Below are 21,538 nucleotides of genomic sequence, written 5' to 3' on the forward strand. Positions count from 1 at the left end.
AAACCACTCACCTTCTACATTATATTTTCTCAGCAGCTTTCACTAAGTAATTGTTACTTTGACAAGGCAACAAATTTTCGCGACTCCTGAGCATAGCTCGCCTATGTGATGAGCCTGGGCCGGCACTCCGGAGTGCGTGCAGTCAACAACGCTACAACGATAACTATGACGAGAGTTTTAGCCGAGGCGTTTTACAGACATTACATCCTTGATCTGTTCCACACGTTTCGAAACCCGCGAAAGCACCTCAATATTGGTGACTTCCAGGTCAAAGTCCATGATGGCAAGTTGACGTCTGTAGTCGACTCGGTTCTTCATACTGGTCACTTTGATCTTTTCGTTGGCGAACAGTGTCGTAATGTCTTTGAGTAGACCACCTCGCTCCATCGCTTCAACACGCACGGTGAGGATGTATGACCCCACAAAGCCGCTGCCCCAGACTGTATCGATGATGCGCTCTGGCGCATGATGGCGCAGTTCTTCTAGCTGTTCACAGTCACTACGGTGTACTGAAATCCCACGACCTTGCGTTATGTAACCAGAGATATCGTCACCTGGAATTGGCTGACAGCAACGTGCTAGATGTGTCATTAGGTTATCGACACCTTCTACAACGACGGCGTCTTTTTTCGGTCGGCTTTGCGCTGGTGATTTGTGCTCTGCTTCTTGCAGTTTTTCCAGTGCTTGCTGGTCTTCTTCCTCTGCCGTTGGCTTGTTAACTAACGCGTTGATATGGTTAATGATTTGGTTGATGCGCAAATCACCGCTACCTACCCCAACATACAATTCATCTGGTGTTTTGACGTTAAACCGCTTGAGGGCGTAATGCTCTGCATCTTTTAACGTTGCGCCAATTTTGGCTAACTCATGCTCAAGGATTTCACGACCTGCTTCAAGGTTCTTCTCACGGCTTTGCTTTCGGAACCAAGCGTTAATTTTGGCACGCGCACGACCAGAATGAACGAAGCCTAATGATGGGTTTAACCAGTCACGTGATGGGTTAGGTTCTTTCTGAGTGATAATCTCGACTTGGTCACCCATATGTAATTTATGCGTGAACGGCACAATACGACCTCCGACTTTGGCACCGATACAACGGTGTCCCACTTCGGAGTGAATGTGATAGGCAAAATCTAGCGGCGTTGCCCCCATTGGCAAATCGACAACATCACCACGTGGTGTAAAGGCATAAACACGGTCATCAAAGACTTGGCTACGCAGCTCATCGAGCATTTCGCCAGAGTCAGACATTTCTTCTTGCCAATCCAGTAGCTTACGCAGCCACGTGATCTTCTCATCATAACCGCTTCGGCTGCTTGCCCCTTCTTTATATTTCCAGTGCGCTGCAACCCCCAGTTCCGACTCTTCATGCATTTGCTTGGTACGAATCTGGATCTCGATGGTTTTGCCTTCTGGCCCTAGAATTACTGTATGGATCGATTGATAACCGTTTGGTTTAGGGTTAGCAACGTAGTCATCAAACTCGCTCGGTAGATGCTTGTATTTGGTGTGAACTACGCCTAAAGCCGCGTAACAATCTTGCAGTTTGTCTGCGATGATACGCACTGCTCGCACATCAAACAGCTCATCAAAGGCCAAACTCTTTTTCTGCATTTTTCGCCAAATGCTGTAGATGTGCTTAGGTCGACCACTCACTTCGGCATTGATGCCCGACACTTCCATTTCGTGCGTGAGGTCTTCAACAAAGTCTTTGATGTACTGTTCACGAACGATGCGTCTCTCAGAAAGCTGTTTGGCAATTTGTTTGTAAGTTTCCGGTTGTTGGTAGCGGAAAGCGTAATCTTCAATTTCCCATTTCAGCTGACCGATGCCTAATCGGTTTGCTAGCGGTGCATAGATGTTGGCACACTCTTTTGCCGCCGCACGTCGAACTTCATCTGGCGCTTTTTTAACTTCAATAAGGTTACAAATTCGTTCCGCGAGCTTGATAACTACGCAGCGGAAGTCATCCACCATGGCAAGCAGCATGCGGCGTACGTTATCTACCTGAGATGACGCTGCACTGCCTTCCATGTTGACGTTGAGTTGGCCAATAGCAGCCATTTCTTCAACGCCGTCGATTAATTTTATGATTTCTTTGCTGTATTTCTCTTCCAGAATTTCTCTGTTGAAAGCACCACTTGAAACCAAAGGAAACAGTTGAGCAGCCACTAAAGTGGCTTGATCCATAGACAAGGTGATCAAAATTTCGATCATTTCTCGTCCACGCCACAACAACAGTTCCGCTTGCTCGTTATCAGCTAATACTGTCTGGCAATCTCGATATACTTCGATTAAGCGTGAGGCTGTGTTTTTCTCTTGTCCTAGGCTAGCCACCCAGTTTTCGAGTTCAAACTGTTCATCTTGGTTTAAATGCGCGCTTCTTACCGCAACCATCTCATCATCCTAATTATTATATTCGTGTGGTTTGACTAACACCGTCCAGGTTAGTTCTTTTTACCGCGCGTACACGCTGGCTTTATGACCACCCACCACAAATAAGGGGTCAAAGTCCTAAAGTTAGGACTTTTCAAACAATGCCATCGATTCTAGATGACTGGTATGAGGGAACATATCCAGCATACCTAATTTAGTTAATTTATAGCCTTGCTCTATCAAGCTTTGACTATCCCTAGCAAGGGTAGCAGGATTACAAGAAACATAAACTACACGCTGTGCGCCAAGCTCAGAAACTTGATCGATGATCCCACTCGCTCCCGCGCGTGCCGGGTCTAATAATACTTTATCAAACCGCTCTGCGGCCCAGGCTTGGCCTTCAAAATCTTGCTCAAGGTTAGCGTGATAAAATTGCGCGTTATTGATTTGGTTCAAAGATGCATTGTTTGTGGCTTTTTCTACCATCTCTGCAACACCCTCTACTCCAACCACGTACTTAGCTAATTTCGCAACTGGTAAACTAAAGTTGCCTAAACCACAGAACAAATCTAACACTCGGTCACTCTTTTGTGGGTCTAACCACTCAACCGCTTGTTTGACCATTTGTTGGTTTACACCTTGGTTTACTTGAATAAAGTTATTTGGTGCAAAAGGGATTTTCACTCCAACTTCTTGATAAAAAGGCATATCGCCTTCGATAAGGTCTAATTGTTCTGTCGATGGCATTAAGTACAACGATGCGCCATGACGTTTTGCCAACTCCGTTAGAGATTGAGTTTCACTCGTTGTCAGAGCGCTCAAGTGGCGCAGCGTAATACACGGCCCATTATCACCAAGTACCAGCTCTACATGACCCAATTGTTCCGGCTTTTTGAACGCTTTTAGGGCTGAGTAAATCTCTGGCAGCAAAACATTCAGTTCCGGTGCCAGCACTGGGCAATCGGTCACTTGCGCAATTTGCTTACTCTGCTTTTTACGGAAACCAAAATGTAGCTGACGTGTTTTTTTATCAACAAACAAGCTCACTCTCGCACGGCGACGGTAGGCCTGCGAATATCCCAATAACGGGGCATCTAGTTCAATATCACTGCCTGAAAATTTTCGCATTAGCTGACGCAACGTTTGCTGTTTGTACGTCAATTGTTGGTCATAATCTAAATGCTGCAAATCACAGCCACCGCACTCATGATAATGTGGGCAAAATGGCTCCACACGAGCTTCACTCGGCTTAAGGATTTTAATCAACTTACCGCGAGCGAACTTGCTCTTTTCTTCCACCAATTGAGTGACCACCTCCTCACCCGGCAGTGCTCCATCAATAAACAATGGCTTCTTTTTGAGGTAAGCAATGCCTGCGCCGTGGTGATCTAAACGCTCTACTTGCACTGCTTGATGCCGAGTATTGAGTTGGGTTTTCTTTTTCGGTTGAAAGATGCGTGCCATGCTCTATGCCTGATTTATATGTAATTGCTCTTCGGCTTCACTATTCTTGATTGCAGCCGTTGTGTGATTCGAGTGACTTGATTATGCTTACCGTTTATTCGGTGACGTCACTTCTTTGCTCAAGGCTTTATCGTGCGCTTGAGAAATAATGCGTTATTTTCCCATATCCAGACTCCGATGTAATTAGATAACATGACCAGATATGGCTTACGAGCACGTGTAATTACACTAACTCTCGCTCCCACTCTCATTATTGGTTTATTACTGAGCGGCTTTTTCTCATTTAACCGCTACCAAGACCTTGAGAAACAAGTTATCACCACTGGTAACAGCATTATTGAGCCGCTGGCGATTGCCAGTGAAACTCATCTACTATCAGAAAGCCGAGAGGCGGTACGTCGCTTGATAAGCTACGCGCACCGCAAAAACTCCAAACTGGTTCGTAGTATCGCGGTATTTGATGAACATCATGAGCTCTTTGTGACCTCTAACTTTCATCCTAATTTTGAAGCCTTGATGTTCCCCAAAGATAAACCGATCCCGCAACTGGGTAATTCGGAAATCTACGAAAACTCACTGATATTGCGTGTCCCCATTTTGTCAGAAGGTCACTACTTAGCGGAGTTGTCGAACGAAAGCCAAGGCACAAAAGCGATTGGTTACATCGCCGTCGAGTTAGATCTCTCCTCCTTGAGGCTGCAACAGTATCAAGAAGTCTTCTCTGCGTTTTTAGTTCTGGTTCTCGGTCTTGGCTTAGCAAGTGTGTTTGCTTCACGTCTAATGCACGATGTGACCCAACCTATCACCCACATGAAGAATGTCGTTGACCGCATTCGCCGCGGTCATCTTGATGTGCGTATCGAAGGCAAAATGCACGGGGAGTTAGACCAGCTAAAAAATGGCATCAACGCCATGGCGGTATCGTTATCAGAATATCACGTGGAGATGCAGCACAGTATAGACCAAGCCACGTCCGACTTACGTGAAACGCTTGAGCAGCTAGAAATTCAGAACGTTGAGCTGGATATCGCGAAGAAACGCGCGCAAGAAGCGGCCAGGGTTAAGTCAGAGTTCTTGGCAAACATGTCGCACGAGCTGCGTACTCCGCTCAATGGGGTGATTGGCTTTACTCGTCAAATGCTTAAAACGCAGCTTTCTAACAGCCAAACGGATTACCTACAGACGATTGAGAAGTCGGCGAACAACCTGCTGAATATCATCAATGACATTCTCGACTTCTCGAAACTTGAAGCGGGTAAGCTGGCGCTGGAAAACATTCCTTTTGATTTCCGAGAAAGTTTAGAAGAGGTAATTAACCTACAAGCCACAAGTGCACATGAGAAAGGGTTAGAAATCACCCTAAAAGTGGACCCTAAAATTCCACCGGGTTTAGTTGGGGATCCACTACGTATTCAGCAAATTTTGACGAACTTAGTCGGTAACTCAATCAAGTTTACCGAGCGAGGCAACATTGATGTTAGCGTAGAAATGCGCTCTCAATCAGGAGACTCCGTCGAACTGCAATTCATGGTGCGTGATACAGGTATTGGTATCTCTGAGCGTCAGCAAGCGCAGTTGTTCCAAGCCTTTAGCCAAGCAGATGCAAGTATTTCACGTCGTTACGGCGGTACTGGTCTTGGTCTGGTTATCACTCAGAAACTGGTGAGCCAGATGGGCGGCGAAATCAGTTTAACCAGCCGTCTACACCAAGGTTCAACCTTCTGGTTTACGGTGCGCTTGCACTCAACCGAGATGCCAATGAGCGAACTGATTGAAGTGGAACTTCTGACTGGGAAGCAGTTACTGCTGATTGAACCAAACATGCAAGCCGCATCCGTAACCCAACAGATTCTGAGTCAGGAGGGTATTTTAGTAACCTACCGCTCTTCGCTACCAAACAACGAAGAACAATATGATTATGTATTGTTGAATTTAGCGGCCAACCAGACTCACGATGCGGAAGTTATTACACCTTGGATAGAACAAGCGAAACGTATGGCTCCGAGTGTTCTCCTAGGGACACCGAGTACCGAATTGGCGCTTGCGGACCAAATAATGACAGAGCATCACGTCCAGTGCCTGACGAAGCCATTGTCTCGCCGTAAGTTGCTACAAAGCCTGATTAGCGAACATGTAGAATCGCCACCTGTATTAAGCGCTCCAATTACGCCAAGCGAAGGGGACCGTTTACCTCTCACTGTACTAGCAGTGGATGACAACCCTGCAAACTTGAAGCTGATCTCTGCACTGCTCCGCGAACGAGTAGAAACCGTCACCGCCTGTAGCAATGGCCAGCAAGCGGTGAACCTGGCGACAGAGAAAAAGTACGATTTAATCTTTATGGATATCCAAATGCCACAAATGGATGGGGTGACTGCTTGTAAGCACATTAAAGAGCTGGAGTTAAATAAAGACACGCCAGTGATTGCGGTAACGGCGCATGCCATGGCAGGGGAACGAGACCGCTTGCTCTCAGCAGGAATGGATGACTACTTGACCAAACCTATTGAAGAGCATGTGCTGCAACAGGTTTTGGTTCACTGGAACCCAAATGCTTGTACAGAGAGCATTGGCAAAGTCGCCCCTTCATACGTTGATGAACCTGAAGGAAGCGCACCACAACCCGTTTCTTCGCCTCAGCAGGATGTGATTATTGATTGGCAAGCAGCCTTAAAACAGAGCGCGAATAAAGAGGATCTCGCTAAAGACATGCTGCGCATGTTGATTGAGTTCATCCCTGAAGTAGAAGCAGTCGTTGACCAAGCTCTGGAGCAAGAAGATATCTCTCGTGATGACCTAATTCATGTCATCCATAAGCTGCACGGCAGTAGTTCATATTGTGGCGTTCCAAGACTGAAGTCACTCTGTGCGACGCTTGAGCAAGCACTGCGCTCAGGGGTCAGTCTTGAGGAAGTTGAGCCTGAAATGTTCGAGCTGCAAGATGAAATGATTAAAGTAACAACAACCGCAAAGTTATACCTTGAACAGTGATCTATTGAAGAGAAACAAAAGCCAGAGCAAATGCTCTGGCTTTTTAGTATTTTGTTTAAGACTTACAAGCTAGGATTCAAAAATGACCGTCGCCACAGCGTAATGACGCTCATCGGAAATGGACAGGTGAATGTGGTTAACGCCCATCGCATCCGCTATTTGCTTGGCTGTGCCCGTCAATGCGAGCACTGGTTTTCCAAGCTCATCGTTCGAGATGGAAAAGTCGTGAAACGTGACCCCTTTTGCGATCCCTGTTCCCAATGCTTTTGAGGCCGCTTCTTTAACTGCAAAGCGCTTAGCAAGATAACGACCTTGCAGCTTAAGCTGTGAGAATTTGGCCATTTCTTCTTCTGAAAGAATCCGCTGAGCAAAAGGTTCACCACTACGAGCTAACGCTTTTTCAATACGCTCAATTTCTGCAATGTCGGTCCCTAACCCTATAATCGCCATCTAGATAGCCCTATGACTGGCGAGCCTCAATCATCAGTGCTTTCATGTCAGCAACCGCTTTATTTAAACCATCAAATACTGCGCGACCAATGATTGAGTGACCAATGTTGAGTTCGTAAATTTCTGGTAATGCAGCAATTGGTGCGACATTGTGATAAGTCAGGCCATGCCCGGCATTAACAATAATACCTAGATCATGTGCATAACTCGCACCAGCGGCAATCTTCTTCAGTTCAGCTTGTTGTTCGTCTTCTGTCGTCGCATCTGCATAATGGCCAGTATGTAGCTCAATAAACGGAGCACCACACTTTTTCGCAGCTTCAATCTGTTGACGGTCAGCATCAATAAAGAGCGAAACTTTAATGCCGGCATCTGTCAGCTTTTTCGTCGCAGCTTTAATTTTTTCAAGCTGTCCTACTACATCTAAGCCACCTTCCGTCGTCAGTTCTTCACGCTTTTCAGGCACTAGACACACAAACTCTGGTTTAGTTTGCAGCGCAATCTCAACCATTTCGTCCGTCACTGCCATCTCTAGATTCATACGCGTTTGAATGGTTTCACGCAGAATACGTACATCACGATCCAAAATATGGCGACGGTCTTCACGTAAGTGGATAGTGATACCGTCCGCGCCTGCACGCTCAGCAATTTCAGCAGCGTGAACAGGATCTGGGTATTTTGTACCACGTGCATTACGTAGAGTGGCAATATGGTCGATATTGACGCCTAAATAAATTGAGCTCATTTTCCGTTACTCCGTGCTCTGGGGGTCTGAATGAAAAATTCACGACTTTTTAAAGGTTTGCCGCCAAGATACGGCTTTAAGGCTATACGTGTAAAGCGTTTTGCCGCTTTTAGCTGCTCTTTAGTGACGAACCGCCGCTCACTGATAGCAATCAGTTCATTCCCTAAAAACGTGAGGTTATCGCGCCTAACCGAAGCAATAAACCCTTTCTGTTCCCGGTAACGATAGGTCATTTCTGGATCGACGGGCTCGCCGGTACCTGCACAATGCAAAAAATCCACGCCATACCCCATCGCAGACAGCAAGGCTAACTCAAAACGACGCAGTGCAGGCTCAGGGTTCTCGTTGTGCGCCAACTCGGTTAACGTATGCAAATAATCATGAAATAGTGCTGGCATCGGCACTTCAGCCATCAAAATACGGCCAATCAGTTCATTGACGTACATGGCTGAGTAGAGATTAATGCCCGTTAACGGCAAACCTAGACTTATCGGCTCGGCTTGACGCAAAGTTTTCATTGAGCCTTTCCCCGACCATTTAAGTAATAGCGGGGTAAAAGGTTGCAATGCGCCTTTTAAGTTCGAACGCTTACTGCGCGCGCCTTTGGCCATTAAAGTCATTCGGCCATATTCCTCACTAAATACATCAAGGATTAAGCTCGATTCACTGTAAGGGCGTCGGTGCAATACAAAACAGCGCTGTAAACCTTCGGAAGACAGATTACTCATCTAAGTCATTGTGCCTAAAAAGTGTGAAATAAAAAATAAGGAGCCGAGCGGCTCCTTATTTTAATCGATACTGATTTTTCATCGATGTTGGAGCGAAGCACCTTCGCAGCCAAGATTATAAATCGTCTATATAACCCAACGATCGCAACGCTCGTTCGTCGTCTGCCCAGCCAGATTTCACTTTTACCCAGGTTTCTAGGTAAACCTTACGACCGAACAATTCTTCCATATCTAAACGCGCTTCGCGACCAATGGTCTTAATCTTCTCGCCGCCTTTGCCAATCACCATTTTCTTCTGGCCATTACGCTCAACAAGAATCAAGGCATTGATGTGGAAACCGTCGGTTTCTGGGTTGTAATCAAAACGTTCAATCTCAACCGTTACTGAGTATGGCAGCTCTTCACCAGTAAAGCGCATCAGCTTTTCACGCACAATCTCAGACGCCATAAAACGCTGAGAACGGTCAGTCACGTATTCTTCTGGGAAGTGATGCGTTGCTTTAGGTAAGTGATTACGCACGTGCTTACGCAGTACGTCAATGTTCTTACCTTGCTTGGCAGAGATTGGCACAACGTCCACGAAGTCCATCTTCTTCGACATCTCAGCCATGTGTAGCATCACCTCGTTACGATCTTGTACGTTGTCGACTTTATTGACACAAAGCACAACTGGGAAGTTCGATTTTTGAAGCTTAGTTAGCACCATCTCATCGTCTTTGGTCCAATGCGTACCATCGACTAAGAAGAACACTAGGTTTACATCACTTAGAGATGAGTTAGCCGCACGGTTCATCAGGCGGTTAATCGCACGCTTTTCTTCAATGTGAAGTCCTGGCGTGTCGACGTAAATCGCTTGGTAATCGCCATCCGTGTCCACACCCATAATGCGGTGGCGTGTTGTTTGCGGCTTACGTGAGGTGATCGAAATCTTCTGACCCAAGATTTTGTTCAGAAGTGTCGACTTACCTACGTTTGGGCGACCAACAATCGCAATAAAGCCACAGTGTTGGTTTTCTGGCGAGCTTGGCTCACCCTGTGATGCGAAAAACGCATCGATATCGAATTCGTTATCAGCCATTTGTTAATTGCTCAAGTGCTGTTTCAGCAGCCGCTTGTTCTGCCTTGCGGCGGCTGGTGCCTTTACCGATTACAGGCTTATCCACACCTGCTACTTCGCACTCAACCGTGAACTCTTGGTTGTGCGCTTCACCTTTAATATTAGTCACCGTGTAGACAGGCAGCGGTTTTCTTCTGCCTTGTAGGAACTCTTGTAGGCGAGTTTTCGGATCTTTTTGTGAAACGCCTGGTTTAATGGCTTCAAGGCGTGACTGATACCAACTCAGTACAATGCCTCGCACAACTTCAAGATCACTGTCTAGGTAAATTGCGCCAATAATGGCTTCAACCGCATCGGCTAAAATAGAGTCTCGGCGAAAACCGCCACTCTTCAATTCACCTGGACCTAATTTTAAATAATCTCCTAGATCGAACTCACGACCCAGTTCCGCCAATGTATGTCCGCGAACCAAAGTAGCACGCATGCGGCTCATGTCACCTTCGTTCACTTTTGGGAAACGATGGTACAGATCATCAGCGATGACAAAACTTAAAATTGAATCGCCCAGAAACTCAAGACGTTCATTGTGCTTACTGTTGGCGCTGCGGTGCGTCAGCGCCAAATTGATAAGCCCGGCATCTTGAAACTGGTAGCCGAGCTTTCTCTCTAGTTTATCAATTGGAGAATTCATACTCTCTCGATATTTGAATGGTTAGTGAATGCCACCGATGCGGTTAAAACGCACACCAGTTGGAACCCATGAAGGTAGAACACTATCTGCGCCACGATCAAACTCGAAGCTGATCCAGATCGCGACAGCTTTACCGACTAAGTTTGCTTCTGGAACAAAGCCCCAGTAACGGCTGTCAGCACTGTTGTCACGGTTATCACCCATCACAAAATACTGACCTTGTGGTACAACCCACTCTGTCGTGCCGCTGCGTGGGAAATATTGCTCCACGCGGTTACGCACAAGAGGGTTAACCAAAATATTGTGCTCAACGTTACCCAATTTTTCATCCAGTTGGATCATTGGAATACCGTTCGAGCTAAACTGACTTTCTTCAACATTGCTCAGTTTAACTGGCTTACATGCCGATTCGCCTTGGCTTTGCACGCAAAGCTGCTTATCACTTGAATAACGCACGATATCACCAGGTAAACCAACTACACGCTTAATGTAGTCCACACTTGGTTGTGGTGGGTATTTGAATACCACGATATCACCACGCTCAGGCTTACCAGTTTCCACTAGCTGAGTACGCCATACTGGGTCTTTTAGACCGTACGCGTACTTCTCAACTAAAATGAAATCGCCAACCAACAAGGTAGGCATCATTGAGCCTGATGGGATTTGAAATGGTTCGTAGATAAAAGAACGTAATACTAAAACGAATGCGATCACAGGAAAAATAGAGACGCTATTTTCAACCCACCAAGGCTGACGCTCAACTTTTTGCAAGGTCACTGCATCCAAACCATTAGACGTCTGAGCTTGAATCTCAGCCAGTTTTTCCTGACGCTTTTTCGCGAAAACCAGCTTTTCCAATAGCCAAACAACGCCAGTTACCAAAGTCGCAATAACCAACATCAGTGAGAATGTATTCGCCATTAAATTCCCTTATCTAAAAATACGAAAGTGAAAGAGCCGAAACCCTTTCACTTATTTTAATATCTAACGTCTTAAGACCGACAAGTGTGAGACAAAGTTCAACTTTAGTCTTTACCTACGTGAAGGATGGCTAGGAACGCTTCTTGAGGCAGCTCAACGTTACCGATCTGCTTCATGCGTTTCTTACCTTCTTTCTGTTTCTTCAGAAGTTTCTTCTTACGACTTACATCACCGCCGTAACATTTCGCAATAACGTTCTTACGCAACTGTTTTACAGTTGAACGAGCGATAATGTGGTTACCAATTGCCGCTTGGATTGCGATATCAAACATTTGGCGAGGGATGAATTCTTTCATCTTCTCTACCAACTGACGACCGCGAGTCTGAGACTGATCTTTGTGTGTGATCATCGCCAATGCATCAACAGTGTCACCGTTAAGAAGAACGTCTACACGTACCATATTCGAAGCTTCAAAACGCTGGAAGTTGTAATCCAAAGATGCGTAACCGCGTGATGTTGATTTCAGACGATCGAAGAAATCCAGTACCACTTCAGCCATTGGAATATCGTAAGTCACAGCGACTTGGTTACCGTGGTAAACCATATCAACTTGACTGCCTCGCTTTTCAACACACAGGGTGATTACGTTACCTAGGTACTCTGAAGGCACAAGGATATTACAACGCGCAATCGGTTCACGAATTTCTTCAATGTCATTGATCGCTGGTAGTTTTGCTGGGCTATCAACATACAGCAGATCGCCATCCGTCTTCTCAACTTCGTAAACTACCGTTGGTGCTGTGGTGATAAGATCCAAGTCGTATTCACGCTCTAGACGCTCTTGGATGATTTCCATGTGCAACATGCCAAGGAAACCACAACGGAAACCAAAGCCAAGTGCCGCAGAGTTTTCTGGCTCGTAGAATAGCGATGCGTCGTTAAGGCTTAGTTTGCCTAGTGCGTCACGGAAGTTCTCGTAATCGTCAGAAGATACTGGGAACAGACCTGCGTAAACCTGTGGTTTAACTTTCTTAAAGCCTGGTAGCGGTTTATCACAACCATTCTTCGCTAGAGTCAGCGTATCACCAACAGGGGCACCAAGAATGTCTTTGATACCACAAACAACCCAACCTACTTCACCAGTACGAAGGGTATCGGTATCCACTTGTTTTGGCGTAAAGATACCAAGGCGGTCCACACCCCAAACTTGGCCCGTACTCATCACTTTGATCTTATCGTTCTTCTTCAGTTCGCCGTTTTTAATACGCACTAGAGAAACAACGCCAAGGTAGTTATCAAACCATGAGTCAATGATCAGCGCTTGTAGTGGCGCATCTGGATCACCTTCCGGTGCTGGAATCGCTGACACAATATTCTCTAGAACGTCATCAACACCGATGCCTGTCTTCGCAGAACAGCGGGTTGCTTCCATTGCATCGATACCAACGATTTCTTCAATTTCTTCCGCTACACGCTCAGGATCGGCTGCAGGTAGGTCAATCTTGTTTAAGATTGGCACAACCTCTAGATCCATTTCGATCGCGGTGTAACAGTTAGCCAGTGTTTGAGCTTCAACACCTTGACCCGCATCCACAACCAATAGCGCACCTTCACAAGCCGCTAGAGAACGTGATACTTCATATGCAAAGTCAACGTGCCCCGGAGTATCGATGAAGTTCAGCTGATACGTCTCACCGTCTTTAGCGGTGTAGTTTAGCGTCACACTCTGAGATTTGATGGTGATGCCACGCTCACGTTCAAGATCCATAGAATCCAGAACCTGTGCGGCCATTTCACGATCGGTTAACCCGCCACAAACTTGGATTAGACGGTCTGATAGGGTCGACTTACCATGGTCGATGTGGGCGATAATCGAAAAGTTACGAATGTGCTTCATAGATTTAGGGTGACTAACTCTTTACAAATAGGGACAGTAAGAAACGCCATCTACTGACGGCATTTCAATCAAGTTGGCAGATTCTACCGAATTTCGTTAACGGGCGCACGTAATTTAAAGTACATACCCAAATAACCTTTAGTGGAGGGGGACAGCACTTACTGGATTGGCTCTCCAAGTACCCGAACGAGGGTAACTTGGCGCTTAGATTCATCTTCTAACGGACGAGAAACACGTTTTGCGATCCACATTCCACCAGCGGCAAACAATACCGATGCCAATATGATGATGCCTTCCCCGCCGGCTGTCAGCGGCGCTAATAGGAAGTGACCAAACATCGCACCGATAATCAAACCAAACAATGGCAGTAAATAAACCGCCATTGCTGATTTTATTAGGCTCGACTCAGGAAAACCAATCTCGACGACTTGACCTATTTTCACCGATTTATCCGTGCGCAGGTGCCAAGATAAACTCTTGTTACCAATGGCTTTAGTAACAACGCCCGTTCCACAGCTTTTCTGTGAAGAGCAACTACTGCAACTGGTCTGCTGTTCGCAACTTAAATCAATTTCGTATTGCTTGCCGCGACGATGCACGTCTGTCACGGTAGCCAACGCGGTCATCATTGTTATTTACTCTTTGTTACATTAAATGTGACAGATTGGGCGATACGCTGTGCTGTGGTCGGTGGAATGTCTCCTACAACAGAGATTTCATGTTGACCACTCACAAAACTGTGTAGCGTTCTTCTGCCTTGGCGAACCAACTGCCCTTTTAACGAATGCTCATCCTTGTTTGCTACGTAAACAGAGAAGCTAAACAGACCATCAGAATACAGCTGGCTCTCCACCATTTGGTTAGTAACGGCCATACGATAGCGGTTGAGCTCGTTCGGCTCGAAACCCTCAGGAATCCAACCAACCTGCCAATTACTGGTCCCAATATCGCCTTTTGGCATGGTGAGAACAGCAGGTAATTGGACATCTTGCAGGCCACTCATTAACTCTGCGATTTTTGGGTTTACCGTGTAAGAAATAGTGCGATATTGTTCAAGCATCTCACCATCGCGGTCCACAAGGTCGGCACGTAACGGCAATTTACTCTTTTCATCGATCCATAGTACGTATGAATAGCGCAGACCGTCTTTAGGAACAATACGCAACACTTGTGTTGCCACACCAGCTTCACGAGCTCTACCCACTTTTACATAGTCGTAATACAAGTTTAGCTCATCGATATTGGTGTTGAGCATAGGCATAGTCGGAGCGACCATTTTACCTGACTCGATGGTGAACGGTTCTAAACCCGTTTCGATATAACTTACTTCAGTTCCGCGACGAATCACTTCACGCACAGGGCCACTTAAGTAGACAAGATGAGCATATTGATCGTCACCATGCGTGGCATGACGATACAGCAACGGCTCAATGCTGTTCTTTTTGATAAGGATATAAGAGAGTTCGTAACTTAAATTCTTACTCGCCTCGCTCATTTGATGCAATAAAGCCTCCGCTGGCTTATCACCAGCAAAGGCTTGAGAAGACATCATACTGAACAGAGCGCAAGCGCTGATCAGAAATTTTTTCATTCAATATCCGGATTCAGATTTGCATCTTGTTGAGATGCATCACTGTTAATTCGTAACTGCAATTCGTAGTCTCGCAGCATAGCATGAACACGCTTGCGCTGCTCTTGCATATTTGCCTCGCCTACAGAACGTTCTACAGACTCACGAGTCAAACTCACTGGTTCTGCGCTGCCAGCAAACGGAACCGTCTGCAATACAGGTAATTGATCTGTTTGCGGCGACATTGAATCGCTACCACCGTACTGCTGTACACCTAAAATAACAACAAGCGATACACATGCAGCAACAGCAACTTGACCAAACTGCGTCAACCAACCTGGCAACTGACGTTTTGCTTTTTGCGGTTCTGGTTGCGACTCTTTTGGCGTATCCGCAATTGAGATAACATTTGCACTGTGCGAATCAAACGCACGGTGTGCAGGTTCATCTTCTAACGCTAACGCCACGCTTTCAGCAATATTCCACTCAGGTTTTGCTGGCGCTTCGCCTCGCATCACATCACCAATCAGGTGATAGTTCTGCCAAGCATCACGGCTCTCTTGGTCTTGCTCTAACTCTTGAATTAAAGCCTTATCGACCAATTCTCCATCCATGAGAGCTGAAAGTTTTTCTTTGTCAGCCATTATTTTCACCATAGTTATTACTTGTACTAGCGTTGCAAAAGAGGTCTGATTTTCTTTTCCACCGCCTCACGAGCACGGAAGATACGCGATCGTACCGTTCCTACCGGGCAATCCATCACTTCTGCAATTTCTTCATAACTCAAGCCATCGAGCTCTCGTAATGTCATTGCGGTTTTTAAATCTTCAGGTAAAGCTTCGATTGCACTGAACACCACCCGTTGCAATTCTTTGGACAACGTTAAGTTCTCAGGGTTCGATATTTCTTTAAGTGCACTACCTGTTTCGTAAAATTCAGCATCTTCAGCATCGACATCTGTCGCTGGAGGTCTACGCCCTTGAGCAACAATGTGATTTTTCGCAGTATTCACTGCAATGCGATACAGCCACGTATAAAACGCACTTTCCCCACGAAAGCTAGGGATAGCTCGGTAAGCTTTAATAAACGCTTCTTGTGCTACATCTGGTACATCGCCAGGATTACTAACGTATCTGGAAATAAGATTACATACCTTATTCTGGTACTTTGTTACCAACAGGTTGAATGCTTGCTTATCGCCATTCTGAACTCGCTCAATCAATACTTGATCGGTCAGCTGCTCGTTCATTCGAGCGGATACTCCTATTTGTTATGCCCCTACTCTTCTCAGATATGGGTACTAATTATGCAAAACGTAGTATTGACACCACTGCTTACTTGAGCACTATTGTGACCCTAACGTGAATGAGAAAGTTCCATGGTTTCTCAAGTTTTTTGTCATTGTTTTTTCACAATGTGATGTCTGTACCCAAATGACCACCGCTGCCTGACTTTAGTCTAAGTTTGACAAGCGAGCATCTTGGAGGGAAATGGGTATAATGAATGATCTCTGTCCCAGATTGTGCTGGGTCGGGCATGGAAAAGCAATGGCATTGACAAACTATTACTTTTCATTTGCATGGCTAATGGCTATCTGAACACCGCGTTACAAATTATAACTTAGGAAGCATGCTCATGCTCTGCATGAAAAAGAAGAGTGGCTCAGTCACCGCCGTAACACGGACGTCGATAGGTCTCCCAACTTAGCCCTTAGCGACAGATGTCGCGATAATGGAATGCACATGGTGTGCAAATAATACACAAGGTAACTTTGTTACCTTAGCTTGGGATTATAAAAGTTATATGAACACAAATCGTGAACATGAGTGTGATGTATTAGTGGTAGGGAGTGGCGCGGCAGGTTTGTCGTTGGCTTTGCGCGTTGCTAACCACTGTAAGGTGATGGTGCTGAGTAAAGGACCACGCAGCGAAGGGGCAACCTACTATGCTCAAGGCGGTATCGCTGCCGTATTTGATGAGTCAGACACCATTGATTCACACGTTGAAGACACGCAAATCGCCGGGGATGGTATTTGCGATGAGGAGACCGTAAGGTTCATTGCTGAGCATTCAAAAGAGTGTGTACAGTGGTTGATTGACGGTGGTGTCCCATTTGATCGTGAAGAAGATGACTCTGACGATGAACCTCGCTACCACTTAACTCGTGAAGGTGGTCATAGCCGTCGTCGTATTCTTCACGCGGCAGATGCGACAGGTATGGCGATGCAAACCTCCCTGCAAGATAACGCTCATAACCATCCAAACATTCATGTTCTCGAACGTCACAATGCTCTGGACTTAATCACCGAAGACAAAATTGGCGGTGATAAAAACAAAGTTATCGGTGCTTATATTTGGAACCGCAACGAAGAGCATGTCGAAACCGTGCGAGCCAAATTTGTGGTTCTCGCTACAGGTGGTGCTTCAAAGGTTTATCAATACACCTCTAACCCAGATGTGTCGTCTGGTGATGGTATTGCGATTGCTTGGCGTGCAGGGTGTCGTGTGGCGAATATGGAATTTAACCAGTTCCACCCTACGTGTTTATATCACCCAGAAGCACGTAACTTCTTGCTGACTGAAGCGTTGCGTGGCGAAGGTGCTTACCTGCGTCGTCCAGATGGCTCTCGCTTTATGCCGGATTTCGATGAACGTAAAGAGCTTGCTCCGCGTGACGTCGTGGCTCGTGCTATCGACTTCGAAATGAAGCGTTTAGGTGCCGACTGTATGTATCTCGACATCAGCCATAAGCCTGCTGACTTTATTACGAAACACTTCCCAACCATTTATTCACGTTTGATGGACTTGGGCATTGACATGACTAAAGAGCCAATCCCAATCGTACCTGCTGCACACTACACTTGTGGCGGTGTCATGGTGGATAGAAATGGCTGCACCGATCTGAAAAATTTGTATGCGATTGGTGAAGTTAGCTACACCGGGCTGCATGGTGCTAACCGCATGGCATCAAACTCACTTCTCGAATGCGTGGTTTATGCTTGGTCTGCGGCAAAAGATATTCTAAAACATCACACTAACGTTGAGCTACCTTCACAGGTGCCATGTTGGGATGAAAGCAAAGTAACCAATAGTGATGAAGAAGTGATCATTCAGCACAACTGGCACGAGCTTCGTCTGTTTATGTGGGACTACATGGGCATTGTGCGAACTGACAAGCGTTTAGAGCGCGCCTTACGCCGTATCCAACTGTTGCAACAAGAAACACACGAGTACTACAGCAATTTCCGAGTGTCGAACAACTTATTAGAACTGCGTAATCTTTTACAAGTAGCAGAGTTGATGGTTCGTTGTGCGATGCAGCGTAAAGAGAGTCGAGGTTTGCACTACACGCTTGATTATCCGAACCAACTGGAAAACAGCGGACCAACGATTTTGGTTCCAGCTAAACAGCTTTAACTCTACCAAGTAAACTATTACATCAGCAGGGAGCATTAGCTCCCTGTTTCATTTCCCATTGGCGTAATACCAAAGATAGTTGACGATACTGCTCATCGTCACAGCTATCACGCCAAATCGTAACACTACGGCCAGATTGCAATTGGAATGTTATCTTGAATGGTGATGCCGATGTATCGACTCGCTGTAAATGACCCTTTTCGGACTCAATATCTTCCGAGTATTCGCCATACTCAAGGGCATCAAACCTAACCGAGCCATCGCAGTGCACATACCAATGCCCATGACTTGTAGGTTGAACAAGGCCTTGGCTTGAGAGAGCCTTAACAATCAGTAATAACAAATAAGTCGATAATACGAGCGGAATGCTAGAGAGGATAACAGCCCAAGTCATCAATAAGAAAAGTACAACATTGAGGACTCGGGCAGTCAGAGAGGGAGAAGCAGTAAAATTAACGAACTTTGCTGAGGTTATGGGCGACAATTTTATCAACCATTGCTGCATGACCTAAATTTTCGCTACGGCCATGCCCCATTACCCAAGTAAACAGATCAGGATCATCGCATTCAAGTAAAGAAACAAAGTCACGCTGCTCTTGTTCACTCAGAGTATCAAAGCACTCTTCAAAAAACGGCATAATTACTACGTCAAGCTCAAGCATGCCTCGACGACAAGCCCATTTAATACGCGCTTTTTCTTCCGGAGTGTACATTCACTATTCCTTCATAGATGTCTTGTTGTTAGTGCGGAGTGTAACAAGGGATGTGCTACGTCACTAGTGTGCGGGTCACAATACGATAGTGAAAGCAGACAAATGTTGATTCGTAAATCGCTCCCCTAGTATCTCAAGGTTATTTGGGTATAACATAGCGGAAAAATATCTTCAAAAGGCATTGTAATTATGGAATGGCAAACTCGTTTTTCAGCATTACCTCTCTCAACTCAAGACGCACTTCCAGAGTTATCTATCTCACTGCTGGATAACTTCGGCATGATCACCATGATCGGTGATGATAAAAAATCATACTTACAAGGTCAGGTTACCTGCGATGTTGTTTCTTTAGAACAAGACCAATCAACACTGGGCGCACATTGTGATGCAAAAGGCAAAGTGTGGAGCGTGTTCCGGCTTTTCCATCATCATGATGGCTACGGCATGATCCAACCAAAATCGGCGATTGACGTAGAACTTAGTGAAATAAAGAAATACGCCATTTTCTCTAAAGTAACGATTGAAGCTTCTGATGACGTTATCTTAGGTGTCGCTGGCGTCAAAGCCGATGAATTCATTTCAACAATGAGCAAGACAACTGGCAGCGTTCGCCCAGTTGACGGTGGCACAGCAGTGCAAGTTGCACAAGATCGCTGGTTACTGATATTAAGTGCGCCAGAAGCACAGCAAATCGTTGAAACTACCGACGCTGTCTTTACGACAAATGAGCTTTGGAATCGTTTCGATATTGAAGCAGGTTTACCACTTGTCTCTGCATCCGCGCAGAATGCTCACATTCCACAAGCACTTAACGTGCAAGCTTTAGGAGGCATAAGCTTCACAAAGGGCTGCTACACGGGACAAGAAACGGTAGCACGAGCGAAGTATCGCGGTACCAATAAACGTGCTATGTATATCGTAAAAGGTGCAACTTCTGCTCCATTCAGTGACGAACCAATTGAGCTCGAACGCAGCGTAGGTGAAAACTGGCGTTCAGTAGGTGCTTTATTAAATCACTACCAGTTCAGTGACAATCACGCGATTGGCCTGATCGTGCTGCCTAATAATCTCGATGAAGACACTCGTCTTCGTTTAGTTGCACAACCAGAATGTGAATGGACAATCGAATCACTGCCTTACAGTCTTGATGATGAGTAATACAATCAATACTCCTTTGATGCAATTTCTCACAGACCAACACATTCCGTTTCGTCTGTTACCGCATCAAAGACCAGCAACGACCATTGAGGATGCCGCGCACCAACGCGGCATTCGCCCCTCTCAAATGGTGAAAGCAATCTTGCTACGAGACATGGGTAATCAATATGCACTCGCCTGTGCACCAGGTGATCGTAGCGTTGATCCCAAAAAAGTGCGCTCGTTACTGAAATGTCGCCGGATGACTTGTGTTGATCAAGCCGATGTTGAGTCCATCACTGGTTACAAAGTTGGTACTGTCACTCCTCTGTTACTCAAACGTCATATGCCAATCGTGTTCGACCCCAGCTTACTAGAAGAACAGGAAGTCACAATCAGCAGTGGCGATCGAATGGCTGGGCTGGCGCTTTCTATTCAAGATCTTATCCAATTGTGCCAGCCGACCGTAGCTGAGATCTGTCGTTAATCGTCTAAAAACAATGTAATGACACGTAGTGTTTCTATCACTGCGTGATCTCGCTCATATCTACAAAAATAGACATGAGAATTTTTAATCACATATAAAACATAAATAGTCACAAAGATAAAACTCGTATATGCTGAATTTGTTGGTTAAGTTTCAAACAAGCACTTAACCGATATAAAGTGAGTCAGCTAGCTGAGTGACAGCATTCATGCAGTTAGTTATCCACTTTTGTGTAATGCATCTGTGACTATTCGCCCGCTGAAGCGGGCTTTTTTTTACGTGGAACTTTTTCTCTTTCATTTCCTCTAATCGTTAGAACGTAAAGTGTGTTGCGCGAGGCACGACCTTAATAGAAACAACTAGCAAACAACCGTTTTCGTTCTATTCTTAATTCTGTAACAAAACTATTGCTTAATGCGTCACGTAAAAAGGAGTGTATTGGGTAAGGGTTCCTTTAGAGAGGTTATTTTTGGGGTAATCCTCACGCTATTTAAGAGATGACACTGTCAAATTGTCTAAGACAACACAATTCTCTGACGCAACACCCTACATCTGTATTTAATACTATTGCTGTCACAATAATTTTCGCGTCCAGAACGTAGAATACCTAGGCTAGGTTAGATAAAAGGAAAGTAAATATGAGACTGTTTAAGCGCTATACACCAAGTATGATTGCTAAACATATAAGTCGTCTTTTTAAAGGAAGAATTTATATTTACGGGGTCGGTAGATTCGAGTTTGATAACGGTAAGTTAATACTGCCGGAGAAAGCAGAGCAACGCCATTTCCGAGCGGTCAAAGAGATCAATCAAGAAATAATGAAACTCCGATGCGCATATGCTTAGCAAAATGTTGATAAAACAAAGGCTGGATTAACCAGCCTTTTGTGTATT

The 21,538-nt window shown here is 45.5% G+C and carries 20 protein-coding genes; 5 read left to right on the plus strand and 15 right to left on the minus strand.

The features are described from left to right. Window positions 1-177 precede the first annotated feature (177 nt). Window positions 178-2,397, minus strand: a complete 2,220-nt coding sequence (gene relA, locus L3V37_RS20985; RefSeq protein WP_213904133.1) for a GTP diphosphokinase — start codon at window positions 2,395-2,397, stop codon at window positions 178-180. A 123-nt stretch (window positions 2,398-2,520) separates the two neighbouring features. After that, a complete protein-coding gene (rlmD, locus tag L3V37_RS20990) occupies window positions 2,521-3,840 on the minus strand; it encodes a 23S rRNA (uracil(1939)-C(5))-methyltransferase RlmD (protein WP_130545003.1) in 1,320 nt (439 codons plus the stop codon). 192 nt (window positions 3,841-4,032) lie between these two features. On the opposite strand from rlmD, the gene barA reads away from it, so the two are divergent. Further along, a complete protein-coding gene (barA, locus tag L3V37_RS20995) occupies window positions 4,033-6,831 on the plus strand; it encodes a two-component sensor histidine kinase BarA (protein ID WP_005383774.1) in 2,799 nt (932 codons plus the stop codon). Window positions 6,832-6,900: 69 nt separating this feature from the next. Here the strand turns inward: barA and acpS are convergent, their stop codons facing one another. From acpS to rpoE, 11 genes are all read right to left on the minus strand, one after another. Further along, the gene (acpS, locus tag L3V37_RS21000; RefSeq protein WP_005380927.1) at window positions 6,901-7,281 is read right to left on the minus strand and encodes a holo-ACP synthase; all 381 of its coding nucleotides are present in this window, start codon (window positions 7,279-7,281) and stop codon (window positions 6,901-6,903) included. A gap of 10 nt (window positions 7,282-7,291) precedes the next feature. After that, window positions 7,292-8,026, minus strand: a complete 735-nt coding sequence (gene pdxJ, locus L3V37_RS21005; RefSeq protein ID WP_005384579.1) for a pyridoxine 5'-phosphate synthase — start codon at window positions 8,024-8,026, stop codon at window positions 7,292-7,294. Further along, window positions 8,023-8,754, minus strand: coding sequence for a DNA repair protein RecO (gene recO / locus L3V37_RS21010; RefSeq protein WP_237307031.1), 732 nt, complete (start codon window positions 8,752-8,754; stop codon window positions 8,023-8,025). The genes pdxJ and recO overlap by 4 nt, the downstream gene beginning before the upstream one ends. A gap of 115 nt (window positions 8,755-8,869) precedes the next feature. After that, window positions 8,870-9,832 (minus strand): GTPase Era, encoded by a 963-nt coding sequence (era, locus tag L3V37_RS21015; RefSeq protein WP_006743309.1) that lies wholly within the window; start codon window positions 9,830-9,832, stop codon window positions 8,870-8,872. Then, window positions 9,825-10,502, minus strand: a complete 678-nt coding sequence (gene rnc / locus L3V37_RS21020) for a ribonuclease III (RefSeq protein ID WP_005380932.1) — start codon at window positions 10,500-10,502, stop codon at window positions 9,825-9,827. The genes era and rnc overlap by 8 nt, the downstream gene beginning before the upstream one ends. A gap of 21 nt (window positions 10,503-10,523) precedes the next feature. Next, a complete protein-coding gene (gene lepB, locus L3V37_RS21025; RefSeq protein ID WP_237307033.1) occupies window positions 10,524-11,423 on the minus strand; it encodes a signal peptidase I in 900 nt (299 codons plus the stop codon). Between the two features lie 104 nt (window positions 11,424-11,527). Continuing rightward, window positions 11,528-13,321, minus strand: coding sequence for a translation elongation factor 4 (gene lepA / locus L3V37_RS21030; protein WP_005380934.1), 1,794 nt, complete (start codon window positions 13,319-13,321; stop codon window positions 11,528-11,530). A gap of 158 nt (window positions 13,322-13,479) precedes the next feature. Next, complete coding sequence (locus L3V37_RS21035) at window positions 13,480-13,950, minus strand: SoxR reducing system RseC family protein (protein ID WP_005384575.1); 471 nt, start codon at window positions 13,948-13,950, stop codon at window positions 13,480-13,482. Window positions 13,951-13,952: 2 nt separating this feature from the next. Beyond that, on the minus strand, window positions 13,953-14,912 hold the full coding sequence (gene rseB, locus L3V37_RS21040; protein ID WP_005380941.1) for a sigma-E factor regulatory protein RseB: 960 nt from the start codon (window positions 14,910-14,912) through the stop codon (window positions 13,953-13,955). Next, window positions 14,909-15,535 (minus strand): sigma-E factor negative regulatory protein, encoded by a 627-nt coding sequence (locus L3V37_RS21045; protein ID WP_005380944.1) that lies wholly within the window; start codon window positions 15,533-15,535, stop codon window positions 14,909-14,911. The genes rseB and L3V37_RS21045 overlap by 4 nt, the downstream gene beginning before the upstream one ends. Before the next feature lie 26 nt (window positions 15,536-15,561). Then, a complete protein-coding gene (gene rpoE, locus L3V37_RS21050) occupies window positions 15,562-16,140 on the minus strand; it encodes an RNA polymerase sigma factor RpoE (protein WP_005380946.1) in 579 nt (192 codons plus the stop codon). A 554-nt stretch (window positions 16,141-16,694) separates the two neighbouring features. Here rpoE and nadB point away from each other — a divergent pair. After that, on the plus strand, window positions 16,695-18,308 hold the full coding sequence (nadB, locus tag L3V37_RS21055) for an L-aspartate oxidase (protein ID WP_005380947.1): 1,614 nt from the start codon (window positions 16,695-16,697) through the stop codon (window positions 18,306-18,308). A gap of 22 nt (window positions 18,309-18,330) precedes the next feature. Here the strand turns inward: nadB and L3V37_RS21060 are convergent, their stop codons facing one another. Together L3V37_RS21060 and L3V37_RS21065 are read right to left on the minus strand one after the other, a co-directional pair. Beyond that, on the minus strand, window positions 18,331-18,792 hold the full coding sequence (locus L3V37_RS21060) for a protein YgfX (RefSeq protein ID WP_224721353.1): 462 nt from the start codon (window positions 18,790-18,792) through the stop codon (window positions 18,331-18,333). After that, entirely contained in the window at window positions 18,761-19,021 is a 261-nt protein-coding gene (locus L3V37_RS21065) for a succinate dehydrogenase assembly factor 2 (protein WP_005380951.1), read from the minus strand. Before L3V37_RS21065 ends, L3V37_RS21060 begins: the two co-directional genes overlap by 32 nt. 189 nt (window positions 19,022-19,210) lie before the next feature. On the opposite strand from L3V37_RS21065, the gene ygfZ reads away from it, so the two are divergent. The 3 genes from ygfZ (at window position 19,211) to L3V37_RS21080 (ending at window position 21,490) form a co-directional block, all read left to right on the plus strand. Beyond that, window positions 19,211-20,179, plus strand: a complete 969-nt coding sequence (ygfZ, locus tag L3V37_RS21070; protein ID WP_237307036.1) for a tRNA-modifying protein YgfZ — start codon at window positions 19,211-19,213, stop codon at window positions 20,177-20,179. Beyond that, window positions 20,172-20,645, plus strand: coding sequence for an aminoacyl-tRNA deacylase (locus L3V37_RS21075; RefSeq protein WP_053306796.1), 474 nt, complete (start codon window positions 20,172-20,174; stop codon window positions 20,643-20,645). Before ygfZ ends, L3V37_RS21075 begins: the two co-directional genes overlap by 8 nt. A gap of 638 nt (window positions 20,646-21,283) precedes the next feature. Then, complete coding sequence (locus tag L3V37_RS21080) at window positions 21,284-21,490, plus strand: DUF1107 domain-containing protein (RefSeq protein WP_005380970.1); 207 nt, start codon at window positions 21,284-21,286, stop codon at window positions 21,488-21,490. The last annotated feature ends 48 nt before the right edge of the window (window positions 21,491-21,538 follow it).

Source organism: Vibrio sp. D54, assembly GCF_021728075.1.
Taxonomy (GTDB): Bacteria; Pseudomonadota; Gammaproteobacteria; order Enterobacterales; family Vibrionaceae; genus Vibrio; species Vibrio alginolyticus.